The 24,210-nt window shown below is 42.7% G+C and carries 18 protein-coding genes, 2 rRNA genes and 1 pseudogene (1 of these 21 running past the window's edge); 18 read left to right on the top strand and 3 right to left on the bottom strand.

Going from position 1 to position 24,210, the window contains the following annotated elements; translation table 11 throughout:
• The 8 genes and pseudogenes from CHY_RS10365 to CHY_RS10330 form a co-directional block, all read left to right on the top strand.
• Positions 1–1,526, top strand: a 23S ribosomal RNA gene (locus CHY_RS10365) (it extends 1,481 nt beyond the left edge of the window).
• 45 nt (positions 1,527–1,571) lie between these two features.
• Positions 1,572–1,687 (top strand): 5S ribosomal RNA (gene rrf / locus CHY_RS10360).
• A gap of 330 nt (positions 1,688–2,017) precedes the next feature.
• Positions 2,018–3,162: pseudogene (locus CHY_RS10355) on the top strand (ABC transporter substrate-binding protein).
• Between the two features lie 68 nt (positions 3,163–3,230).
• Complete coding sequence (locus CHY_RS10350) at positions 3,231–4,115, top strand: branched-chain amino acid ABC transporter permease (RefSeq protein ID WP_011345117.1); 885 nt, start codon at positions 3,231–3,233, stop codon at positions 4,113–4,115.
• A gap of 9 nt (positions 4,116–4,124) precedes the next feature.
• Positions 4,125–5,093, top strand: a complete 969-nt coding sequence (locus CHY_RS10345) for a branched-chain amino acid ABC transporter permease (protein WP_011345116.1) — start codon at positions 4,125–4,127, stop codon at positions 5,091–5,093.
• Positions 5,068–5,835, top strand: a complete 768-nt coding sequence (locus CHY_RS10340) for an ABC transporter ATP-binding protein (protein WP_011345115.1) — start codon at positions 5,068–5,070, stop codon at positions 5,833–5,835. Before CHY_RS10345 ends, CHY_RS10340 begins: the two co-directional genes overlap by 26 nt.
• A 2-nt stretch (positions 5,836–5,837) precedes the next feature.
• Positions 5,838–6,557 (top strand): ABC transporter ATP-binding protein, encoded by a 720-nt coding sequence (locus CHY_RS10335; RefSeq protein ID WP_011345114.1) that lies wholly within the window; start codon positions 5,838–5,840, stop codon positions 6,555–6,557.
• Positions 6,558–6,703: 146 nt separating this feature from the next.
• Positions 6,704–7,540 carry a PHP domain-containing protein gene (locus CHY_RS10330; RefSeq protein ID WP_011345113.1) on the top strand — a complete coding sequence of 279 codons (837 nt, stop codon included), beginning with the start codon at positions 6,704–6,706 and terminating at the stop codon, positions 7,538–7,540.
• Here CHY_RS10330 and CHY_RS10325 read toward each other — a convergent pair.
• Positions 7,512–8,438 carry a DMT family transporter gene (locus CHY_RS10325; RefSeq protein WP_011345112.1) on the bottom strand — a complete coding sequence of 309 codons (927 nt, stop codon included), beginning with the start codon at positions 8,436–8,438 and terminating at the stop codon, positions 7,512–7,514. The two genes, CHY_RS10330 and CHY_RS10325, sit on opposite strands and share 29 nt — an antisense overlap.
• A gap of 18 nt (positions 8,439–8,456) precedes the next feature.
• Positions 8,457–9,143, bottom strand: a complete 687-nt coding sequence (locus CHY_RS10320; protein WP_011345111.1) for a DUF554 domain-containing protein — start codon at positions 9,141–9,143, stop codon at positions 8,457–8,459.
• Between the two features lie 122 nt (positions 9,144–9,265).
• Between CHY_RS10320 and recJ the strand changes: the two genes are divergently transcribed.
• The 8 genes from recJ to CHY_RS10280 all read left to right on the top strand — a co-directional run bounded on the left by recJ (position 9,266) and on the right by CHY_RS10280 (position 19,700).
• Complete coding sequence (gene recJ / locus CHY_RS10315) at positions 9,266–11,830, top strand: single-stranded-DNA-specific exonuclease RecJ (RefSeq protein ID WP_011345110.1); 2,565 nt, start codon at positions 9,266–9,268, stop codon at positions 11,828–11,830.
• A gap of 37 nt (positions 11,831–11,867) precedes the next feature.
• Positions 11,868–14,018, top strand: a complete 2,151-nt coding sequence (locus CHY_RS10310; protein WP_011345109.1) for a RelA/SpoT family protein — start codon at positions 11,868–11,870, stop codon at positions 14,016–14,018.
• 9 nt (positions 14,019–14,027) lie between these two features.
• Complete coding sequence (gene dtd, locus CHY_RS10305) at positions 14,028–14,465, top strand: D-aminoacyl-tRNA deacylase (protein WP_011345108.1); 438 nt, start codon at positions 14,028–14,030, stop codon at positions 14,463–14,465.
• Between the two features lie 18 nt (positions 14,466–14,483).
• Positions 14,484–15,107, top strand: a complete 624-nt coding sequence (locus CHY_RS10300; protein ID WP_011345107.1) for an MBL fold metallo-hydrolase — start codon at positions 14,484–14,486, stop codon at positions 15,105–15,107.
• A 79-nt stretch (positions 15,108–15,186) separates the two neighbouring features.
• A complete protein-coding gene (locus CHY_RS10295) occupies positions 15,187–15,297 on the top strand; it encodes an RCKP-type rubredoxin-like domain-containing protein (RefSeq protein WP_028052403.1) in 111 nt (36 codons plus the stop codon).
• A 72-nt stretch (positions 15,298–15,369) separates the two neighbouring features.
• Positions 15,370–17,028 carry a sensor histidine kinase gene (locus CHY_RS10290; RefSeq protein ID WP_011345105.1) on the top strand — a complete coding sequence of 553 codons (1,659 nt, stop codon included), beginning with the start codon at positions 15,370–15,372 and terminating at the stop codon, positions 17,026–17,028.
• A complete protein-coding gene (locus CHY_RS10285; RefSeq protein ID WP_011345104.1) occupies positions 17,025–17,780 on the top strand; it encodes a LytR/AlgR family response regulator transcription factor in 756 nt (251 codons plus the stop codon). Before CHY_RS10290 ends, CHY_RS10285 begins: the two co-directional genes overlap by 4 nt.
• A 132-nt stretch (positions 17,781–17,912) precedes the next feature.
• A complete protein-coding gene (locus tag CHY_RS10280) occupies positions 17,913–19,700 on the top strand; it encodes a carbon starvation CstA family protein (RefSeq protein WP_011345103.1) in 1,788 nt (595 codons plus the stop codon).
• 41 nt (positions 19,701–19,741) lie between these two features.
• Here the strand turns inward: CHY_RS10280 and pepV are convergent, their stop codons facing one another.
• Positions 19,742–21,139, bottom strand: a complete 1,398-nt coding sequence (gene pepV, locus CHY_RS10275) for a dipeptidase PepV (RefSeq protein WP_011345102.1) — start codon at positions 21,137–21,139, stop codon at positions 19,742–19,744.
• A gap of 121 nt (positions 21,140–21,260) precedes the next feature.
• Between pepV and CHY_RS10270 the strand changes: the two genes are divergently transcribed.
• Positions 21,261–22,202, top strand: coding sequence for an AEC family transporter (locus CHY_RS10270; RefSeq protein WP_011345101.1), 942 nt, complete (start codon positions 21,261–21,263; stop codon positions 22,200–22,202).
• A 34-nt stretch (positions 22,203–22,236) separates the two neighbouring features.
• A complete protein-coding gene (locus CHY_RS10265) occupies positions 22,237–24,189 on the top strand; it encodes a molybdopterin-containing oxidoreductase family protein (protein ID WP_011345100.1) in 1,953 nt (650 codons plus the stop codon).
• Positions 24,190–24,210 lie beyond the last annotated feature (21 nt).

Below are 24,210 nucleotides of genomic sequence, written 5' to 3'. Positions count from 1 at the left end.
GGTTGAGAATCCCCTGCCACCCGAGCCCGCTTGAGGGAAGGGGTGACGCAGAAGGATAGGTTGAGCGCGCGGCTGGAAAAGCGCGTCCAAGCCCGTAGGGAGTGGGATAGGGAAATCCGTCCCACGTAGAGCCCGAGAGGTGAAGGGGAGGGAAGAAAAGTACCGAAGCAACCGAATCCAAGCTGCCGAGAAAAGCCTCTACCGAGGGCGAGGGTGCCCGTACCGCAAACCGACACAGGTAGGCGAGGAGAGAATCCACAGGCGCGCGAGAGAACCCTCGTTAAGGAACTCGGCAAAATGACCCTGTAACTTCGGGAGAAGGGGTGCCCCGGTAGGGTGAAGGTTGGGAGCGACCGGAGCCCGAGGGGGTCGCAGAGAAGAGGCCCAAGCGACTGTTTACCAAAAACACAGGTCTCTGCTAAAGCGGGAAGCTGAAGTATAGGGGCTGACGCCTGCCCGGTGCTGGAAGGTTAAGGGGAAGGGTTAGCCGAAAGGCGAAGCTCTGAACCGAAGCCCCAGTAAACGGCGGCCGTAACTATAACGGTCCTAAGGTAGCGAAATTCCTTGTCGGGTAAGTTCCGACCCGCACGAAAGGCGTAACGACTTGGGCACTGTCTCGACGAGGGGCTCGGTGAAATTGTAGTACCTGTGAAGATGCAGGTTACCCGCGATAGGACAGAAAGACCCCGTGGAGCTTTACTGTAGCCTGGCATTGAATTTTGGTGGGGTATGTACAGGATAGGTGGGAGGCTGAGAGACCTGGGCGCCAGCTCAGGTGGAGCCGGCGGTGGGATACCACCCTTACGTCACTGAAGTTCTAACCTGCTGCCCTGAAGCGGGTGGGGGGACAGTGTCAGGTGGGCAGTTTGACTGGGGCGGTCGCCTCCTAAAGGGTAACGGAGGCGCCCAAAGGTACCCTCAGCGCGGATGGAAATCGCGCGGCGAGTGCAAAGGCATAAGGGTGCTTGACAGCGAGACCGACGGGTCGAGCTGGGTGGAAACACGGGCTTAGTGATCCGGTGGTACCGAGTGGAAGGGCCATCGCTCAACGGATAAAAGCTACCCCGGGGATAACAGGCTGATCCCGCCCAAGAGTCCACATCGACGGCGGGGTTTGGCACCTCGATGTCGGCTCATCGCATCCTGGGGCTGAAGTAGGTCCCAAGGGTTGGGCTGTTCGCCCATTAAAGCGGTACGTGAGCTGGGTTCAGAACGTCGTGAGACAGTTCGGTCCCTATCCATCGCGGGCGTAGGAAACTTGAGGGGGACTGTCCTTAGTACGAGAGGACCGGGATGGACGCACCGCTGGTGAACCAGTTGTCTCGCCAGGGGCACCGCTGGGTAGCCAAGTGCGGAATGGATAAGCGCTGAAAGCATCTAAGCGCGAAGCCAGCCCCGAGATGAGGTTTCCCATCTGGAGCAATCCAGAGTAAGACCCCGGAGAGAAGATCCGGTAGATAGGCCGGGCGTGTAAGCCGAGCAATCGGTTGAGCGGACCGGTACTAATAGGTCGAGGACTTGACCTTCAAAAAAACAACCTCTGTGCAGTTTTGAGGGAACAGAAAAAAGTTTCCGGTGGCCATAGCGGAGGGGAAACACCCGTTCCCATTCCGAACACGGCAGTTAAGCCCTCCAGCGCCAATGGTACTGGGACGATAGGTCCTGGGAGAGTAGGTCGCTGCCGGAAAAAACTATAGAAAGGGATAGGCAATCTGCCTATCCCTTTTTACTTTTATTCCTTCATGAAAATGGTGATTCTCGGAACCGTCCCTGGAGTTGTGTATACAGAATATTTAGAAAAAATTTAAGAGAAAAATGAGAAAATTGTAGACAGGCTTTATAAAATGAATATAATTTGTTACATAAAGAAGATTTGCACATTATATTTGCGCCCTTATAATGAGGGGAGGGGTGCGGAGGGCTGGGATGATTTAAATTAAAGAGCAAAACAATTTAGAAAAAACTGAAAAATTAAAAAGGAGGATGGTAGTAGGTGCGCAAAAGTTTTCTTACGGTAATGACGGTAGGTTTATTAGCGTTTTTACTTTTATTTACCTCCGCTTGTGGCAATAAGTCGAGTGAAAGTGACACTATAAAAATTGGGGCCAATTTGGAGCTTTCGGGAAACGTTGCTACTTTGGGTCAGTCTGGTTTAAATGGAATTATGTTAGCGGTTGAAGAAATTAATAACTCCGGCGGCGTTCTGGGCAAGAAAATTGAAATTGTCAAGTATGATAATAAGTCGGATAACACTGAGGCAGCATCTGTAGCTACCCGTTTGATTACTAGGATAAAGTTGTAGCCATTATCGGTTCGATGACTTCCGGTAATACCCTTTCTTACGTTAATATAGCAGAGACCAACAAAGTTCCGGTTATTTCCCCTTCAGCAACTAACCCGGATGTAACCGTTGACCCCAAGACCGGCAAAGTGCGGGAATACATTTTCCGGACTTGCTTCATTGACCCCTTCCAGGGAACTGCCATGGCAAAGTTTGTGTTGAACGACTTAAAACTTAAGAAAGTTGCTGTTTTAAAGGATAATACTGCTCCTTATTCCGTTGGTTTGGCCAAATTCTTTGTGGAGGCTTTTAAAGCTGGTGGTGGCGAGATTTTAGCCGATGAAAACTATACCACCCAGGACCAGGATTTCCGTTCCGTCTTAACCAAAATTAAAGGTTTAAACCCTGAGTTCATTTATGTACCTGGTTACTATGAGCAAGTGGGGCAAATTGTAAAACAAGCCCGGGAGCTTGGTATCAATGTTCCGATGGGTGGCGGTGACGGTTGGGACTCTCCGAAATTGGTAGAAATTGCCGGTGCTGCTGCGCTTAACAATACCTTCATTACCAACCACTATTCATCTTTAATGCCTGACCCGAAAGTTCAGGACTTTGTGAAGAAATATAAGGAAAAATACGGTAGCGAGCCGGATGCTATGGCAGCAGTAGGTTACGATACGGTATTAGTACTGGTAGATGCTATCAAACGGGCTGGAGAGGCAACACCCGAGAAGATTAAAGAGGCTTTGAAAACCACCAAAGATGTAGAAGGGGTTACTGCTAAAATTTCCCTGGATAAAAACCATAATGCTGTTAAAGGTTTGGTTATTTTAGAATATAAAGATGGTAAGCAGACCTATAAGGCATACGTAAATCCTTAAGTTGTTAAAGGGGGGAGGATTATTTCCTCCCCCAAAAAAATGAATTCAAAAGGTTAGGGGTGGCCAAAATGACGGAATTTATCCAGCAGTTGATAAACGGAATATCTGTAGGAAGCATTTATGCTTTAATTGCCCTGGGATATACCATGGTTTACGGTATTATAAAACTCATAAACTTTGCCCACGGCGATGTTTATATGCTTGGTGCTTTTGTTGGGCTTTATGCGACCGCGGTTTTAAAAATGTCGTTTGTTCCGGCGTTGATTGTTTCCATGATTGCTTGTGCAATTTTGGGGATTATTATCGAAAGGTTAGCTTACCGGCCGTTAAGAAATTCTCCCAAGATAGTAATTTTAATCACGGCGATAGGTGTTTCGCTCCTTTTGGAGTATACCACCATGTTTTTCCTGGGCCCCCAGCCTCGAGCTTTTCCGGAGGTTTTTAAACAAGTTTCTTATCCGTTGTTGGGGGGAAAAGTTACCATCTCCAATCGGGAAATTTTGATTATTGTTGTTACCATTATTTTAATGCTTCTATTGCAATACATTGTTCATAATACCAAAATTGGTAAAGCGATGCGGGCGGTTTCTTATGATATGCAGGCCGCACGCTTAATGGGGATAAATGTAGATACGACAATATCCATCACCTTTGCGATTGGTTCTGCCCTGGCAGCAGCAGCAGGGGTGCTGGTTGGGGTATATTACAATAAGGTCTTTCCTTTAATGGGCATAATGTTTGGTTTGAAAGCTTTTGTTTCTGCGGTTTTAGGGGGAATAGGAATTATTCCGGGAGCAATGACCGGGGGCTTAATTTTGGGGATTACCGAATCTTTGGTAAGCGGCTATGGAAGTTCGTTATACCGGGATCCGGTGGCTTTTGTCATTTTAATTATCATCTTGTTAGTCAAACCATCCGGCATATTCGGTAAAAACGTCCGGGAGAAAGTGTAGGTGAAACAGATGCTGAAAAACTGGCTTACAAAGGAAAATCTCACTGTAACGGTTTTACTCTTAGTGTTAATGTTGGGAGTTCAGGTTTTGTACTCTGCAGGAATTTTAAGCCCCTTTGTCATGTTAAACTTAATTATCATCGCTATAAACATTATCCTGGCGGTTAGTTTAAATTTAGTGGTTGGTTTTACCGGTCAGTTTTCTATTGGTCATGCGGGATTTATGGCATTAGGTGCTTATGCCTCCGCTATCATGACTTTAAACTTTAATGCTCCCTTTATTGTCTCCCTTTTAGTAGGAGCAATAGTTGCCGGTATTGGAGGTATAATTATTGGTATACCTACCCTTCGCTTAAAAGGTGATTATCTGGCAATAGCTACTCTGGGACTTGCGGAAATTATCCGGGGGGTAATAACCAATATCGATTATCTGGGCGGTGCTTATGGACTGATGGGAATAACCCAGCGGACCAACTGGCTCTGGGCCTTTGGTTGTATGCTGGTTACGGTTATGGTAATTAAAAACTTTGTCCAATCCAGTCATGGTCGGGCCTGTATTTCCGTTCGTGAAGATGAAATTGCAGCGGAAGTGATGGGTATCAATACTACTAAATATAAAGTTATCGCTTTTACCATGGGTTCGTTTTTTGCGGGAATTGGTGGAGCGCTTCTGGCGCACTACATTACCTTTATTGAACCCAACGCTTTTAACTTCTTAAAATCCTTTGATATTTTAGTGATGGTAGTTCTGGGTGGACAGGGAAGCCTCACCGGTTCGGTGGTAGCGGCAATTGTCTTGACTTTAATTTCCACATTTCTGCAAAGTCTGGCGGAATTACGGCTTATTATCTATGCGATAATCTTAATCTTGGTTATGTTGTTTAGACCCCAGGGACTTCTTGGGACCCACGAATTATCCTTTAAGCTTTTGCAGAGGAAGAGGGGTGTAAGTCATGGCAACCATTCTGCAAACGCATAGCCTGGGGATTAGTTTTGGAGGATTAAAAGCGGTTCAGGATTTAAATCTTACCTTAAATGAAGGGGATTTAGTTGGGTTAATCGGTCCCAACGGTGCTGGAAAAACAACGGTATTTAACCTTTTAACGGGGATTTACCTGCCAACTACCGGCGATATCATCTTTAAAGGTGAAAGTATCGTAGGTTTAAAACCGTATGAAATTGCAGCCAAAGGCATAACCCGTACTTTCCAGAACATTCGTCTTTTTAGCGAGCTTTCGGTTTTAGAAAACGTTTTGATTGCCCGGCATTTGCATGCTCCTTATAATATGGTTCATGCTATTCTCCGCCTCGGGAAGTACTACCGGGGAGAAAAAGAAATGCGGGATGAAGCTTATGAGCTTTTAAAAATCATGAACTTAGCCCATAAAGCGGAAGAAAAGGCCAAAAACCTGCCTTATGGAGAGCAGCGGCGGTTGGAAATTGCCCGGGCGCTGGCAACACATCCTTCTTTGCTGCTCTTGGACGAACCGGCAGCGGGTATGAACCCGCAGGAAACTACCGAGCTTATGGAATTAATTGGCTTTATCCGGGATAAGTTTAACTTGACTATTCTTTTAATTGAACATGACATGCACCTTGTAATGAACATCTGTGAGCGGATTTACGTTTTGGATTACGGCATAAATATAGCTCACGGTACCCCGGAAGAAATTAAGAACAATCCCCGGGTCATTGAAGCATATTTGGGAGAGGGGGCATAACTGTGAGCGGAAAAGAAGTATTAAGAATCGAAGATTTAAATGTTTTTTACGGAGCTATTCATGCTTTAAAGGGAATTTCCATTACCGTGAATGAAGGGGAAATAGTTACCTTAATTGGGGCAAACGGCGCCGGAAAGAGTACTACCTTAAATACGATTTGCGGATTGGTAAAACCCAAATCGGGAAAGATAATCTTTGAAGGTGAGGATATTACCGGCAAACCCGCCCACGAAATTGTCAAAAGGGGAATCAGTCAGGTGCCTGAAGGCCGGCGGGTTTTTGCCAATATGTCGGTTTTAGAAAATTTAGAACTGGGGGCGTATCTTTTAAAGGATAAGGCGGAATTTAAACGTAGATTAAACCGGGTTTACGAGCGGTTTCCAAGACTTGCGGAAAGGAAGGGGCAACTGGCTGGCTCGCTTTCCGGTGGTGAGCAGCAAATGTTGGCTATGGGCCGGGCGTTGATGTCTGCCCCGCGCCTTATGCTGTTGGATGAACCATCTATGGGTTTGGCTCCCCTTTTAGTTAAAGAAATTTTTGCCATTATTAAAGAGTTAAACGAGCAGGGGACGACAATTCTTTTAGTGGAGCAAAACGCTCATATGGCGTTATCTATTGCCCATAAAGGCTATGTTTTGGAGACCGGTAAAATTGTATTATCTGGTCCTGCCCGGGAGCTGGCGGAAGACCCGCAGGTCAAAGCAGCCTACTTAGGTGGCTAAGATACGTTGGGAGCAGTTCTTTTAAAAAGAGCTGCTCTTTTTCTTTTTGACGGTTTTTTAGTATAATTTAAAAAAATGAAGCAGGGACCTTAAGCTGTTTTTGGCTTCCCGAAACAAGGTAATATATCTTAAAGAAGGAGGATTTTATGATAGATTTACACACCCATACTACTGCTTCCGATGGTACTTGTACTCCCGAAGCTTTAGTTAGACTTGCTCAAAAGGAAGGGCTTAAGATTTTGGCTGTTACCGACCATGATTCTGCTGCCGGAGTTATTGAGGCGGTAGAGGCTGGAAAAAAGTATGGAGTTAAAGTAATTCCTGGAGTGGAAATAAGTGTGGTTTTTGAGCCAACGGAAATGCATATTTTGGGCTATGGTATAGATGTGAACGACCCGATTTTTGCAGAAGCGCTCACAAAACTTAAGGAAAACAGGGAGCGACGCAACCCGAAAATGTTAGCCAAATTACGAGAACTGGGGTTTGAGATTACGTTGGAAGAAGTAATTGCGGAAGCCGGGGGAGATATAGTCGGTAGGCCCCACATGGCCCGGGTTTTGTTAAAAAAGGGGTATGTTTCTTCAATTGAGGAAGCCTTTAGCAAATATCTTGGCAAAGGGTGTCCGGCTTATGTTCCGAAGGAAAAATTAACCCCTAAACAAGCTATAAATATTATAAAAAAAGCCGGTGGACTTACCTTTTTAGCCCATCCGGTGTACTTAGAAAAAGATGACGAGGGCTTAAAAAAAATTTTAGAGGAATTAATATCTTATGGCTTGGATGGAATTGAAGCTTATTATACCTACCACAATGAAGAACAAACCAGGCTGTACCTGGAATTAGCCGGTAAGTATAATCTTTTAATATCCGGTGGCAGTGATTTTCACGGGGAAAATAAGCCTGAAATCCTCCTGGGTCGGGGGCTTGGAAATCTAAAAATTCCCGAAGAAAAAGTTAGCTGGATAAACTGGTTTCTTTATTAGCAGGAAGGGAGATAAAGCCGTAACTTCCTTCTAAAACACCCAAAATTACCAGTAACCCTCCCAGTACTCGGGGAAGGGTTATTTTTTCTCCCAAAAAAACGGCAGATAAAATCAAGGTAAAGATAGGAATTAAATTAATAAAAAGTGCTGATTTTTGAGCACCTACTTTTTTTATTCCGAGATTCCACCAAAAGAAAGCGAGAACCGTAGGGAATACAGCTAAATGAATGATTAAAAGATAACTTTTTAACGATATTTTTAACATATTAACGTGTTGCATTTCTCCGATTCCCCAGGGAAGAAAGAAAATAGCACCAAAGAAAATACTAAAAGCAGTTGTTGCCAAAGGGGAAACCGTTCCCATAACCTTTTTGCTGATAACGGAATAAATTGCCCAGGAAATTACCGCTCCGAAAAGTAAAAAGCGGGTAGGTTCAAGCGGTCCCTGAAAGTAAGTTAAAGGATGACCTTCCGAAATGACAAGTAAAACTCCGATGAAAGAAATTATCAGTCCTAATATTTTTTCAAACGTAAGTTTTTCTTTTAAGAAAAGAGCAGCCAACAGCGAAACAACAATGGGGTTGACGGCAATAACCAGCGAGCTGTCGGAAGCGGGATTGAATTTTACGCCGAAAAAGAAAAAGAGGTTATAGAGAAAAATCCCGGTAAATCCCATGATAACAAGATACAGGTAATTTTTTAACCCGTAACGCCGGTTTTTTTCCCGGTATAAAGCAAGGGGCATTATTATTAGGCCGCTTAGTAAAAACCGGAGGGTCGCAGCAACTACCGGAGGCACTTCCCTGACCACTTCCCGGGCGGCAACAAAGGCACTGGCCCAAAGCATTGCAACTATAACCAGTAAAATATAAGTTAAGCCGAGGTTTTTCTTTTCCATATTTCCATCCTTCCTTATTTAGCTTAAAAAGCGCAAAGCGGGCTCAAAGACGAAGACAAAGATCAGTGCCGGGAGGTAATTTCCTATTTTTAGCTTGGTTAAGTTTAACATGTTCGTACCGATCCCGATTATAAGTATACCACCGGTGGCGGTGAGTTCATTAACTATTGCCGGCGTTAAAAAGCCTTTAATAAGCCCGGCAAAAAGGGCAATACTTCCTTGATAGATTAGTACTGGAAAAGCGGAAAAGATAACACCTTTTCCCAGTGTCGCTGCAAATATAATTGAAGAAATACCGTCTAAAAGGGATTTAATAAAGAGAATTTGGTGGTTATTATTTAAACCATCCTCAATTGCTCCCATAATCGCCATAGCTCCCACGCAGAAAACTAAAGTGGCGTAAACAAAGCCCCGGGCAAAATCTCCTCCACTCTCGGAAAAACGTTTCTCAAGTTTTTGCCCTAAAGAGTTAAGACCCTTTTCTATTCCCAAAAATTCCCCCACCAGGCCTCCCAGTACCAGGCTTAAAATTACTACCAAAAAGTTTTTCGAGGTGATAGCCATTTGGATACCAACGACTACTACCGATAAGGCTAAAATGTTCATTACTACTTCCTTATAGTTTTCAGGCAGGCTCTTTTTAAAAAATACACCGATACTTCCGCCAAGAAGAATGGCAATAAAGTTTACAATTGTTCCCAGCATCTTTCCCCCTCCTGAAATAAAATTGAAGATAATAATTTAAATTTGCAAGTAATATATAGTAAAATACTAACATAGAATAGTAATTTTGGGTATAAATAATTAACTAAATTTTGGAGGATTAAATGGAAAAAAAGAACTGGCTTATTTTTGAAACTTCGCATTTGGGAGAAAAGTATCTGGAGGATTTTTTTAGGATAGAGCCTTTAACGGCTAAAATGCTGGTAAATAGGGGTATTTTCCACCCGCGAGGGGTACGGCGGTTTTTCTGGGGAAATATTGATGATACATATTCCCCCTATTTATTAAAGGATATGGAAAAAGCTGTCAAGTTAATTCTTTCCGGACGGAACACCGAAAAATTTTTAATTTACGGGGACTACGATGCCGATGGCCTTACTTCCACCGCCCTTCTTTACGACTTTTTGCGAAAAAGGGGCTTTAATGTAGACTGGTATATTCCCAATCGTTTGGATGAAGGATATGGCCTTCATCTCCCACCTCTGGTGAAAGCTTTAGAAGAGGGGATTAGTTTTATCATTTCTGTTGACTGTGGGATAACCGCTGTGGATGAAGTTAAAACGGTAAGGGAAATGGGGGCAAAGGTGGTTATAACCGACCACCACGAGCCCCAGGAAGAAATTCCAGTAGCGGAGGCGGTAATTAATCCCAAGCAAAAAGATTGTCCTTACCCTTTTAAGGGCTTGGCCGGGGTTGGTGTTGCTTTAAAACTGGTTCTGGCTTTAGGAATGGCTCTGGGGGAGCGGGAAGAGGATATTTTAGACCAGTATTTGGACCTCTTTACCGTTGGAACGATAGCGGATATTGTACCCCTTGTGGATGAAAACCGGATTTTTGTAATTGAAGGATTAAAAAGGCTTGCCGCTACCGGGCGTCCCGGATTAAAAGCTTTGAAAGAAGTAGCTCAATTAAACCGGGAAGAAATAACTACCAGGGATGTTGGGTTTATATTATCTCCCCGTTTAAATGCTGCCGGGCGCTTGAAGGATCCTGCTTTAGCTTTTGAATTGTTGATTGAAGAAAATTACGAGCGAGCTTTAGCTTTAGCCTACCGCCTTTCCGAAGAAAACCAGAACCGCCAGGGAATCGAAGCGGAAATTTTTAAGGCGGCGGTGGAAACAATTGAAAGGGAAGTGGATTTAGACCGGGAAAAAATTCTCATTATAGGTGGAGATGGCTGGCATCCCGGCGTAATTGGAATTGTTGCTTCGAAGCTCATGGAAAAATATTACCGTCCGGTGATTTTAATAAGTTTTGACGGGGAAGAAGGTAAAGGTTCTGGCCGGAGCGTTTTTGGTTTTAACTTGTTTGAGGCTTTAAAAGCGGTAAAGGATTATCTAACCCATTTTGGTGGCCACGAGCGGGCGGTGGGGGTAGGGGTCCTAAAATCCCGCTTTTTGGAGTTTAAAGAAGCGCTGCTGGCTTATGCCGAAAAACATTTACCGGACGAGCTTTTACTGCCCAAAATAGAAGTGGAAGAGGTTGTGGGTGAAAATGATTTAAATTTAAAGATTTCGGATGAAATTGCGCTTTTTGCTCCCTTTGGAGAACAAAATCCCGAACCGCTTTTTTTAATTAAAGGTGGCCAAATTAGGGGAGCTCAAGCCGTTGGGAAAAACGGAAATCACCTAAAGTTTAATGTAAAGCTTAACCGGGAAATTTTTAGTTCCATTGCGTTTTCTAAAGGGGATTATTTAGAGTTTGTCTACCAGCAGAACGAAGTAGATTTAGCGTTTATTCCTAAGCCCAATCGGTTTAACGGTAAAACGGAACTGCAACTAAATGTCAAGGAAATTGCTCCGGGGGAAGGGCGTATTTTTAAAGTTAAAAAAATAAAGGAAAAAGAGTTAAATACCATTGAAGAAGAGTTATCCCTTTTAGCAAAACCGTATTGTTATAAGTTTGCCAACCATCCGGAAAAAGTAAGTTTTGCCCGGAGAATTAACAAGTTAAACCAGAGGGAGTTTAGTTTTATAAAACTTGCGGGAACAAAGAAAACGTTAGTGGTTACAGCTAATCTTGCGGAAATGTACGGTCAGGCCCTGGAACTGTGGGAAAATGGTTTTACTTTATTACCTTACTGTCCTGAACTAAGGGAAACTTTTAAAGAGAAAGCCCTGAAAAAATACCGGGAAACGGGAATATTACTTACTTCCGAGCAGTATTTGCCGGAAGCATTAAACTTTACCTTTGAACAAATAATTTTTACAACTCCGCCGCTCCTTTTAGATGTTACCATTCCGCTGCTTACGGATTATTCGGGCAGTCTGGGAGTTTTGGCTAACAAAGAAGATCTAAAAATACTTTATCTGCGGCTTGTGCGAATTTTACCCCAGCGGGATAAAATTGCCAAAGTTTATATGGCTCTGCGGCAAAAACTTTTAACGGGAAATCCCTTTACTTTTTCTGAGAAAGAGCTGTTTTTTAATGCTTTTGGTGATGAAATGAGGGTGAAAGATGATTACTTGCTTTTAATTAGCATTCTTAAAGTTTTAACAGAATTAAATTTAATAAAAATTTGGGAAGAGGACGGTAAAAAATGGGTATTTTTGTTTCCACCTTCCCAGGATAAAATAAATCTGGAAATTTCCAGCACCTATGCCCGGGCCAAGGAATACGAGCAAAACCTTCGGGAATATTTTAAGGTTTTTTATCCGGATGTGTTATAATAAAAGACAAAAAACTTAAAGAGAAAGGGGTGAGGATGTGCTTTCGCTGGAAGCTCTTTTAAAAAAAATAAAGAATTATAATAACAACATGGACGAAGAATTAATTAAAAAAGCTTATAACTTTGCGGCAGAGGCGCATGCCGGGCAAAAGAGGGCTTCCGGGGAAGATTACATCACCCACCCCTTGGCGGTTGCATTTATTTTAGCGGGTTTGCAGATGGATGATGAGACAATTGCTGCCGGATTACTCCACGATGTAGTGGAAGATACGGCTTATACCATTGAGGATATAGCCCGGGAGTTCGGGGAAGAAGTTGCCAATTTAGTTGATGGAGTTACCAAGTTATCCCGGATAGAGTTTAAAAATAAAGAAGAGCAGCAGGTAGAAAACTTAAGAAAAATGTTTTTGGCCATGGCCAAGGATATCCGGGTAATATTAATAAAGCTTGCCGATAGACTGCACAATATGCGCACTTTAAAGTACCACAATCCGGAAAAACAAAAGGAAATTGCCCGGGAAACTTTGGAAATTTTTGCTCCCCTGGCCCATAGACTGGGAATTTACCGGATTAAGTGGGAACTTGAAGATTTGGCTTTCCGCTATTTAGATCCGGATAATTATTATGACATTGTCGAAAAAATCGCCAAAACCAGGGCCAAGAGGGAACAGTATATCCAACAGGTTATTTCTATCTTAGAAGAAAAATTAAAGTCATATAATATTAAAGCCAAAATTGAAGGACGTCCCAAGCATTTATACAGCATTTTTCAAAAAATGCGGGAACAGCAAAAAGATTTTAGCGAAGTTTACGATGTCATGGCGGTTCGGGTGATTGTGGAAAGTGTCCGGGACTGTTATACGGTGTTGGGTATTATCCATACCATGTGGATTCCGGTCCCGGGACGCTTTAAGGACTACATCGCCATGCCGAAGTCTAATATGTACCAGTCCCTGCATACTACCGTTATTGGACCTTTTGGCGAGCCCCTGGAAATCCAGATTCGGACTTTTGAAATGCACCGCACTGCCGAATACGGTATTGCTGCTCACTGGCGGTATAAAGAAGGAGGTAAAGGCGACAAAAAGTTTGACGAAAAGCTATCGTGGCTACGCCAGATCCTCGAGTGGCAGCGGGAACTTAAAGACGCCCGGGAGTTTATGGAAACCCTTAAAGTTGATATTTTTTCCGATTCTGTTTTTGTTTTTACTCCCAAGGGCGATGTGGTTGAGTTACCGGCGGGATCGGTGCCGATTGATTTTGCCTACCGCATTCATACTGACGTGGGAAATAGGTGCGTTGGGGCCAAGGTAAACGGCAGGCTGGTACCGTTAGATTATCAGTTAAAAAATGGTGATATTGTTGAGATTATTACCAAGCAGGGAGCCGCTCCAAGTAGGGATTGGCTGAAAATAGTTAAAACTTCCCATGCCAAAGGAAAAATTAAATCGTATTTCAAAAAGACCCAGAGGGAAGAGTTGGCCCTTAGAGGCCGGGAGTTAATTGAAAAAGAAATTAAGAAACTGGGCTTAAACCCCGAAGAGTATTCTTTAGAAAAAATATCCGAAGTAGTTAAAAAATTAAATTTTCATTCTCTGGAAGATTTATTTGCTGCCGTTGGCGATGGAACTGTAACTCCTAATACCGTTCTTAATAAAATTCGTGAAGGCCTTCCCAGAACTGAAAAAAGTATTGAAGAAAGGGTAATAAAGGAAAGCAAAGCTACCCTTAATAAGCCAACCCGGGGCTTAGTGGTGCGGGGAGAAGCAGATTTAATGGTTCGCCTTGCCCAGTGCTGTATGCCCGTACCGGGGGACCCTATTGTTGGCTATGTAACCCGCGGACGGGGCGTTTCGGTGCATCATACTAACTGCCGGAACGTTGAATATTTTCGGCGCCACGAACCGGAGCGTTTGGTAGAAGTGAACTGGGAAGGGGCTATTGAACTTCCCTTTACAGTCCGTCTGGAAATTCGCGGTCATGACCGGGCCGGTTTTTTAAATGACATCTTGGGGGTATTGGCCGAACAAAAAATTAGTGCCAATTATGTATCCGGTCGGAGTACCAAAAATGGTGGAGCTGTGGTGGATTTGGCTCTGGAGGTAAAAAATATCAATCAATTAAAACAAATTACCGATAAATTGGAAAAGGTTAGAGGGGTCACCGAAGTTTATCGGGTAAATAAATAGGAGGGTTATATGCGGGCAGTAGTGCAAAGGGTTAAACGTGGGAAAGTTACCGTTGACGGACAGGTTGTTTCCGAGATAGGACCTGGCCTGGTTGCTTTGGTTGGGATACGACAGGGGGATGGGGAGAGAGAGTGCCGGTATCTTGCGGAAAAGTTAGTAAATTTACGTATTTTTGAGGATGGAAAGGGAAAATTTAATTACAGTGTCAAAGATGTAGGAGGCGAGATTTTAGTCGTTTCGAATTTTACCGTTTACGGTGATACCCGTAAAGGACGCCGCCCAAGCTTTACCGAGGCAGCCCCACCGGAGGTTGCCCGGGAGGTATTTGAAAGATTTTTAGATATACTAAAAGAACAAGAGGTTTCGGTAAAAAGCGGGATTTTTCAGGCGACGATGGAAGTGGAAATAATTAACGATGGTCCTGTTACGGTTATTGTGGAAATTTAATTGGGTGAGGTGAAAAGGGTGCAGATAAAAACTTTAACGGTGGGGGTAATTGCTGCTAACTGTCATATAGCGTGGTGCGAGAAGACGGGCGAGGCTGTGGCAATTGACCCCGGCGGTGATGGAGATAAGATCCTGAGATTTATCGATCAGAATGGCTTAAAACTAAAATATATCGTTTTAACCCACGGTCATGGCGATCACATAGCGGCAGTGGATGAGGTGCGCAACAAAACCGGTGCGAAAGTTTTAATCCATCCCAAAGATGCCCCGATGCTTCTTGATCCCAGCAAGAATTTATCTGGCTTTTTAGGAGGAGCGGTGAAGCTGGCGCCGGCAGATCAGGAAGTAGTGGACGGTGATGAAATAATTTTTGGTGGAGAAAAACTTAAAGTACTCCATACCCCCGGACATACTTTGGGGAGCATTTGTTTATACAGCTGTGATGTCCTCTTTTCCGGGGATACCTTGTTTTTTGGTTCGGTAGGTCGGGTAGATTTTCCCGGTGGTTCCTGGGAAAAGTTATTAAAATCCATCCGGGAGAAAATTTTTACCCTGCCCGAAGATACCCGGGTGCTACCCGGACACGGTCCGGAGACTACCGTAGGGTATGAAAAGGAGCATAATCCTTTTTTAAAGGATTAATGAAAATACTCTTTTCAAGAAAAATAGATTTGATATAATAGTAATAGTTATTAAATAAAATTAAATGGAGGGTTCTCAAATGGCAGTCTTTGTATGTGAAAAGTGCGGTTATGAAAAAGAAACCCGGTGTAAACCGAGAAAATGTCCTCAGTGCGGTGAAAGCAATACTTTTAAGAAAAAAGAAGCATAAAACAATTTTAAAAACGAGGTGGTAGGATGCCGCCTCATTTTTATTTAGAGGTTTTATTTAGAGGGTGAGAACATGAATGAATTGTTTATAAATTTAATTGAAAGGTTAAGCGTCATCATTACTTTAGCCTTTTTTGTTTCCAAAACCAGACTTTTTCGCAATATTCTCCAACAGGAATTAACCATTCGCCAAAAGTTGGGTCTAATTTTGGGGTTTGGACTTTTTGGAATCATCGGGACTTACTGGGGGATACCGATTAAAGGGGCTATTGCTAACTCCAGAGTAGTAGGGCCTGCTATTGCCGGTATAATTGGAGGGCCTGCCGCAGGTTTGCTGGCAGGTTTAATTGCCGGAGTGCACCGGGCCTGGCTGGGTGGTTTTACGGCAGTGGCTTGTGGCATATCTACAACCGTTGAGGGATTAATTGCCGGGGTCTTGGCCCGGCGTTTTCCGGAAAAAAGGTTTAATGTAGTTTTTGGTATTTTAACCGGTATGTTTATCGAAACGTTACAAATGATTATTATTTTACTTTTAGCCCGGCCCTTTGAAGATGCCCTTAGTTTAGTAAAAGTAATTGGACTGCCAATGATTTTGGTAAACGGTATAGGTATAGGGGTTTTTCTTTTAATATTAGAAAGCACGGTGAAAGAAAAAGAGCATATAGGAGCGGTTTATGCGGAAAAGGCTTTAAATATTGCTAACGAAACCTTACCAATTTTAAGGGAAGGTTTAAATAGGGAAACGGCTTTTAAGGTTTCCAGAATTATTTTAAATAAAACCGATGCTGATGCTGTTGCCCTTACCGATAAAAACATAATATTAGCTCATGTCGGCAGTGGCGAAGATCACCATTTAAGCGGCACACCAATAAAAACAGCTGCTACCGCTAAAGCTTTAAATAACGGGGAACTAACCGTAGTTTTAAATAAGGAGGCTATAGGCTGCAGCAATTCCAATTGTAAATTGGCGTCGGCAGTGATTGCTCCTTTATTTATTAGAAACGAAGTGGTGGGGGCATTAAAGCTTTATTACAATAAACCTGACAAAATTGGTGAATTTACCATTACTTTTATTGAAGGATTATCCCGTTTAATTTCCACCCAGCTGGAATTATCAATGCTGGAACATCAGGCAAAGCTTTTGGCCAGGGCTGAATTAAAAGCCCTGCAAGCTCAAATCAATCCTCACTTTTTGTTTAATTCTCTAAATACCATAGTAGCTCTTTGCCGAAAAAATCCCGATCAGGCCCGGGAGTTGATAATAAAGCTTAGCGAATATTTCCGGCGGAATTTAAGGGAATGGGAGCCTTTAATACCCTTGGCGGAAGAATTAAAAAATGTGGAATTGTATCTCACCTTTGAAAAAGCACGATTTTCTGATAAGTTACAGGTAAATTTAAATATAGATGATAAAGTAAAAGAAGTTATGGTTCCTCCCTTTGCTGTGGAAACGTTGGTAGAGAATGCTGTCAAGCACGGCATTTTGCCCAAAAAGGGTGGGTTAGTTCAAATAAATGCCAAACTTCAGGATAACAAAGCGGTAATTGAGATAGTGGATAATGGTGTTGGTCTTAGGGAGGACGTAAAAGTTGGAGTTGGACTTTCCAATCTAAAAGAAAGATTAAGGAATCTTTTCCGGGAAGAAGGGCAATTTTATTTATATTCCAGGGAAGATGGGGGCACGATATCCAGGTTAATAATTCCTCTTTTAAGCAAGGAGGCTTTAAGATGATCACAGCGGTTGTGGTGGATGATGAACCTTTAGCCCGGGAAGAACTAAAGTATTTATTGGAGGAAACTGAAAGAGTAGAAGTTATCGGGGAAGCAGATTCGGGTGAAGAGCTTTTTGAGGTTTTAAGAGACCGAAAACCGGATGTGGTTTTTTTGGATATTGAAATGTACGGTTTAAACGGTTTAGACGTAGCCTTGGAGCTTTTAAAGGAAAAAGATCCCCCGTTAATTGTTTTTGCCACTGCTTACGACCAATATGCGGTAAAAGCCTTTGAATTAAATGCCTTGGATTATCTATTAAAACCTTTTTCTGCAGAAAGGGTAAAGCTGACTTTGGAAAAAATTGAGGAAAAGTTAAGAGATAAAGAGATATACAAACAGAAGATGTGGCAGAGTATCCAAGCCATTGCTCCACAGCAAAAAGTGTTTATTCAGACTGCGGATAAAATTTTACCGCTCAAAAGAGAGGAAATATATTTCGTTGAAGCTCAGGGGAGATATGCCCGGCTAAGGTTAAAAAATAAGTGGGTCATGTGCCGGCATTCTCTTTCGGAATTGGAGGATATGCTCGGCGAAAAAAATTTTGTAAAAGTTCATAAGAGCTTTTTGGTAAACTTTGAGCAGATAAAAGAAATTATTCCGCTTTTTGGTGGGGGATTGATTTTAAGAATGGGAGATGATGGAGCCAGTGAGGTGCCGGTAGGCAGGACTTTTCTGAAAAGCTTTAAAGAAAAAATTGGGTTAAACATATAAAACAAATATTACAAAGTTTTCGACAGTTATTGCAAAAATTCAACATTATATTACAAAATTATATGCAAAGGTAAGGGTTGTCCCTTAAATTAGGTTAGGGAATAATAATTATTATTTGAAGGGGTGAGTTTTGTGAGTGCCTTAGAACTTATCATTGGGGCAGCCCTTATTTTAGTTTTAGCTTACCGTTTTTACGGGAGTTTTCTGGCGGCTAAGGTTTTAACCTTGGATGAAATGCGGAAAACTCCTGCTGAAAAATACAACGACGGTAAAGATTATGTACCTATGAACAAATGGGTTGCCTTTGGTCACCATTTTGCGGCAATTGCCGGAGCAGGACCGCTGGTGGGTCCGGTTTTAGCGGCGCAGTTTGGTTATCTTCCGGGAACCCTCTGGATTTTAATTGGGTCGGTTTTAGCTGGTGCCGTGCATGACATGGTGGTCTTATTTGCCTCCATTCGCCACGGTGGCAAAAGTTTGTCGGAAATTGCCAAAAAGGAAGTGGGCCCTGTAGCAGGGGTTGCAACCGGTATTGCGGTATTTTTCCTCATTATTTTAACTATGGCCGGTTTGGGCCTGGTGGTAGTTAATGCGTTATTTAAAAACCCCTGGGGTGTCTTTACCATTGCCATGACCATCCCCATAGCAATATTTATTGGTCTTTATATGCATAAGATTCGTCCCGGAAAAATTGGTGAAGCTTCCCTTATTGGCGTTATCTTGGTTCTTTTAGCGGTATTCCTTGGACCGTACGTCAAAAATTCGTTCTTAGCTCCGTACCTGACTTTATCGGATAAAACACTGGAAATTTTACTTCCGGCCTATGGCTTTTTAGCAGCAGCTTTGCCGGTATGGCTTTTATTAGCACCGCGGGATTATTTAAGCTCCTACATGAAAATCGGAACGATTTTGGCACTGGCATTGGGAATTATAATAGTTAATCCCCAAATTCAAATGCCGGCATTTACTAAATTTATCCATGGCGGCGGTCCGATAATTGGTGGCAAAGTATGGCCGTTTATTTCTATCACCATAGCCTGTGGAGCTATTTCCGGTTTCCATGCTTTGGTCAGTTCCGGAACTACGCCGAAAATGATAGCAAACGAGAAAGATATTAAAATTGTCGGCTATGGTGCCATGTTAACGGAAGCCTTTGTGGCTTTAATGGCCTTAATTGCTGCTACTACTTTAATGCCGGGTGATTACTTTGCCATCAACACCAAGCCGGAAATTTTTAAAACGTTGAATATGCCGGTAGTTCACTTACCAGAACTTTCTAAACTTGTAGGTGAGGATGTTGCAGGACGTCCCGGTGGAGCTGTATCCCTGGCGGTAGGGATGGCCAACATTTTTGCAAGTATCCCGGGTTTAAAACACTTAATGGCTTACTGGTATCAATTTGCCATCATGTTTGAGGCTCTGTTTATCTTAACTACCATAGATGCAGGTACCAGGGTGGCAAGGTATATTGCTCAGGACTTACTGGGAATGATTTATGAGCCAATTAAAGAAAGTAAATCAACTGTTTTAGCTGTAGTTTTAAGTGCCTTTGTTTCCTTTACCTGGGGTTATCTAATTTATGGTGGAGATATTAAAACTATCTGGCCGGTGTTTGGGGTAGCCAACCAAACTATTGGGGTTTTAGCGTTAGCTATTGGGACTTCAATGATATTACAGAAGAGTCAAAAGCGGATTTATGCGCTGACTACTTTCTTACCAATGACCTTCCTTTTTGTCACGGTAATGGATGCTGGTTTTATAAATCTTACCAAAGTTTATCTCCCGCAGGGGCAAATGGTACCAGCAGTTTTAGTAGCAATAATGTTGTCTCTATCGATTATCGTTATGGTAAGCTCAATTATCAAGTGGCTGAATATTTTAAGTAAGCCGCAGCAACCAGAAGTAGCTGTTGAAAATTAAAGAATTAAAAGCCCTGAAGCTAAAAGCTTCAGGGCTTTTTGCTACTTAATTAATTCATAAATCGCTGCGGCATATATCTTGGTTATCTGAATTAAATGGTCGATATCGATATACTCGTCTTTTTGGTGGGCAAGTTCTTCCATGCCCGGGAATAGAGGACCAAAAGCAACGGCGTTGGGAATAGCCCGGGCATAAGTGCCGCCGCCAATGGCTATTAACCGGGCAGGCTCGCCGGTTTTTTCTTCATAAACTTTTTTAAGTTTCTGCACTAAGAAATGGTCTTCGGGTACGTATAGGGGAGCCATATCGGAGATATCTTTTAAGTAAATGCCGGTACCGGAAATTTGCTCTTCTAAGATTTTTAAGAGATCTTCTTTTTTATAGGTAACCGGGTAGCGAATATTTAAAGCAGCGTAAGCTTCTTTTTCGGTAAGTTCTAAGACGCCGAGGTTGAGGGTAAGATTACCTGAAACGTTATCCGAGAGTTTTAACCCAATATTTTCTCCGTTATAAGTTAAACCTATTTTTTCAGCTAAGAAATTTAAGTAGGCGGAAATATCGTCCCCGGGCAGAGGCAGAGTGGTCAAAAATACTAAAAGCTGGGCTATGGCGTTTTTACCCTTTTCCGGAAGGCTGCCGTGCGCCGAAATGCCGTAGGATTTAATGGTAAGGGTGTTGCCTTCAATTACCGCTTCCATCTTAAAACCTTTTTCTTTTTTGTAATTTTCCAGGGCATCGGAAGCGGTTTTTAGAGCTTTTTCACTTCCTTCTAAAACCGCTACGGCAAAATCCGGCACCATGTTGGCTCGAAGTCCGCCCTTAAAGGATTTTAACACTAACTCGCCGTTTTTTAGGTTAGAAAATTCCCGGGCAAGTTTTAAGGTCAAAATCCCTTTTTCGGCATAAATGATGGGAAATTCGGCATCCGGGGCAAAACCAAGCTGGGGAATTTCTTCGTTGGCCCGGTAGTAATCCATGCAGGCCCAGCCGGATTCTTCGTTTAAACCGTAAATAATCCGTACTCGTTTGGAGACCGGAAGGTTTAAATCCTTTATTGCTTTTAGGGCATAAAGGCAGGCAACCGCCGGGCCTTTGTTATCTACCGTACCCCGGCCGTAAATCCGGTTATTGACAATGACACCACCGTAAGGGTCATAGCTCCAGCCGTCTCCTTCGGGCACCACATCTAAGTGGACGAGGATACCTACTAACTCCTTCCCCTGACCGTATTCAGCATAGCCGGCATAGCCGTCAACATTTTTTGTCGTAAATCCCATTTTGGCGGAGTCAGCGAGAGCCTTTAAGAGAGCCTGGTTTACACCTTCGCCAAAGGGCATTCCGGGCTTTGGTTCTCCTTCCACGCTTTTAATTTTTATCCATTCTTGAGTGGTGCGAACAATATCTTCCTTCAGGCTTTCAATGTAACTGTCTAAATTCACTTCATACCCTCCTTTTAGCATAATTATAGTTGTATACAATCATATCTTAACTTTTTTGCTGACTTTTTAAAAGAGATTTTGTTAAGATATATGATATAAAAACAAAAAATGGAGGCAAGGAATGGAAGCAGTATTCAATCAGATACTGGTTTTTGGAGTTTATTTGCTTTTAGGGTTTATTCTTAAAAAGAAGCGATTTTTTAGTGAAAATACCGACGCGGCTTTTGGCGACTTAGTTGTTTTTATTACCCTGCCGAGCCTGATTGTTTCTGCAATGCAGTTTCCTTTCAGTAAAAAGCTTTTACTGGATAGTTTACTGCTTTTAGTTATCTCTTTTTCTTATTACTTTCTTGTTACCATTTTTGCCGAAATAGTGGTGAAATTTTTCCGTTTATCCCGGGAAATTGCCGGGGTTTACAAGTTTATCCTTATTTTTTCCAACGTTGGCTTTATGGGATATCCTCTTTTACATGCCATTTACGGAAAAATTGGTGTTTTTCAGGCTGCCCTTTATAATATCGGTTTTCAAGTTTTTAACTGGACCGTAGGGATTGCTTTATTAAAGGGAGAGAGCATTAAAACCATTTTTAGCCGGGAAGAGATAAAAAAGATGTTTATCAATCCAGGAATTATAGCGGTGGCTATAGGGTTTTCGTTCTTTTATTTTTCAGTAAAATTGCCCTTATTTTTGGGACAAGCTTTAAAAGAGATTGGCGAGGTAACCATGCCTCTCTCAATGATTTTGGTGGGTTCGATTTTAGGGGAACTGTCCTTTAAGGAAATTTTAACCGATTTTAAACTTTGGATACTGGCTATTATTAGGTTATTAGTAATTCCCGCTTTGACTTTTGGAATATTATTTTTTACTGGAAATAGAGGGGTAATGCTTGCAATTCCTGTAATCTTAGCAGCAATGCCAGCGGCGGCCAATACTGCTATTTTTGCCAATAAATACGGCGGTGACGCGGTCAAAGGAGCTCAAGGAGTATTTATTTCTACTTTTTTATCTTTATTTACTCTTTTGGGATGGATGTATTTTTTAAGTTATTTAAAGGTTATTTAAAACTCCAATTTCAGAACACTAAGGGGGCATATAAATGAAATTTTCCACAACCTGTACCTTAAACTGTTATGATTCCTGCCGGGTTGAGGTAACGGTAGAAGATGGTCGGGTGGTAAAAGCTTTGGGGGACAAAAACCATCCTTTAACCCGGGGCTTTCTTTGCCCAAAATTTAAAAAAGTAATTGAGAGGACCTATTCTCCGGACCGTTTAACTCAGCCCCTTTTAAAAGAAAAGAGTAGTTTTCGGAAAATTTCCTGGGAAAAAGCTTTTGCCATTTTAACGGAAAAAATCGGTGAGTTATATGCAAAAGGGGAAACCCTTTCGATTTTACATTTATACGACCATGGTTCCGGAGGTTATTTAAAGCGCTTAGATGAACGCTTCTTTAATTGCCTGGGTGGAGTTACTAACCCTTCCGGCAGCCTTTGCTGGGGTAGCGGCTATGAGGCAATGCAAAGGGACTTTGGAGCTCCGACTTTAGGTGAGTACCACGATTTGATAAACAGCAAGGCTATTATTCTCTGGGGGCGGGATCCGGATACCACGAATTTGCATTTACTGCCGTTCTTAAAGGAGGCCAAAGAAGCCGGGGCAGAGATTGTGGCGATAAATCCCCTTAAAATAAAGGTAGCAATTGGAAGGCATATTTCTTTAAAACCGGGAACCGATGGCCTTTTGGCTTTGGGAATAGCCCGTCTTTTAATAAGTGAAGGGCTCTACGACAAAGCTTTTGTTAAAGAAAAGGTTATAAATTTTGAAGAGTTTTCAAGGCTTACCGAAGAAATAACGGTAGAAAAAGTTTTAAAAGAAACCGGGATAAGTGAAGACGATTTAGCTTATCTCGCAAAACTTTTTGCTTTTAAAAAGCCCATTGCCGTGTTATATGGCTATGGACTTCAGCGCTACCAAAACGGCGGTAACACCGTGCGGGCGATAAATGCCCTTTTAGCGATTACCGGCAATGTGGGGGTTAAAGGCGGTGGACCTAACTATGCCCATCCTCTCTGGAAACCTTATTTTGGTAGCATTGTAAAGGCTGAAGAAAAAGTGCGGGAGAGGTACTTTCCTTGGCCGGTAATGGCCAATTCGATTCTTGCGGCAGAACCACCTATCAAGCTTATTTTTGTAACCCGCTCCAATCCCTTGAACCAGGCGCCGGATACCAAGAGGATGAAAGAGGCCTTTTATAATGTTCCCTTTAAAGTTACCGTAGACTTTTTCTTAACCGATACCGCTTATGCTTCGGACTTGATAATCCCTGCTACCTCGGTCTTTGAGGAAGAGGATATTGTATTTAGCTCCTGGCATTATTATTTAAGTTATTTGCCCAAGATAGTTACTCCGCCCAATGGTATGCTTACGGAAGTGGAGTTTTGGAACGAATTAGCAAGGAAAATCGGCCTTAAAAACTTTGAACCAAAAACAGCCCGGGAATTTATCATAGAAGCTTTAGAACCGCTAAAACCCTTGGGGATTACCTTTGAGATTTTAAGAGAAAAAGGTTATGTTCGCCATCCCCTGGCGCCGTTTACTTTCAGTGACGGCAAGTTTTTAACCCCTTCCGGAAAAATTGAGTTAATGGCCGGGAAAGGACTTGGGCTTTATCAGGCTTACGATTCGCTAACCGCCAAGAAATTTCCTTACCGGCTTTTAACGGTTCACCCTAAAGATTATTTACATTCGCAATTTCATAACCTGGAATCGGCGGAGTGGGGAACAAAACCGCGGGTGGTTATTCATCCTTCTACCGCTGCCCGCCATAATCTTGATAATCTGGCAGAAGTGCGGGTAAAGACCGTTACCGGCGAAATTACCGGTTTGGTAAAAGTGTCCGACCGGGTGCGGCCGGATACGGTGGTGATTGAAGAAGGGAGCTGGGGAATAGACGGTGGCGGGGTAAATGTTTTAACACCCCAGGTCCGTCCGGATATGGGGGATGGTGTGCCTTTTTATGACGTGCTGTGCAATATTGAAGCGGTGGAGTAAAAATTTTTATAGCTAAGTTAG

Origin of the sequence: Carboxydothermus hydrogenoformans Z-2901, from assembly GCF_000012865.1 — a bacterium.
Classification (GTDB): Bacteria; Bacillota; Z-2901; order Carboxydothermales; family Carboxydothermaceae; genus Carboxydothermus; species Carboxydothermus hydrogenoformans.
Note: the sequence above shows the minus strand (reverse complement) of the source record. Positions and strands in the feature narration are given on the sequence as shown.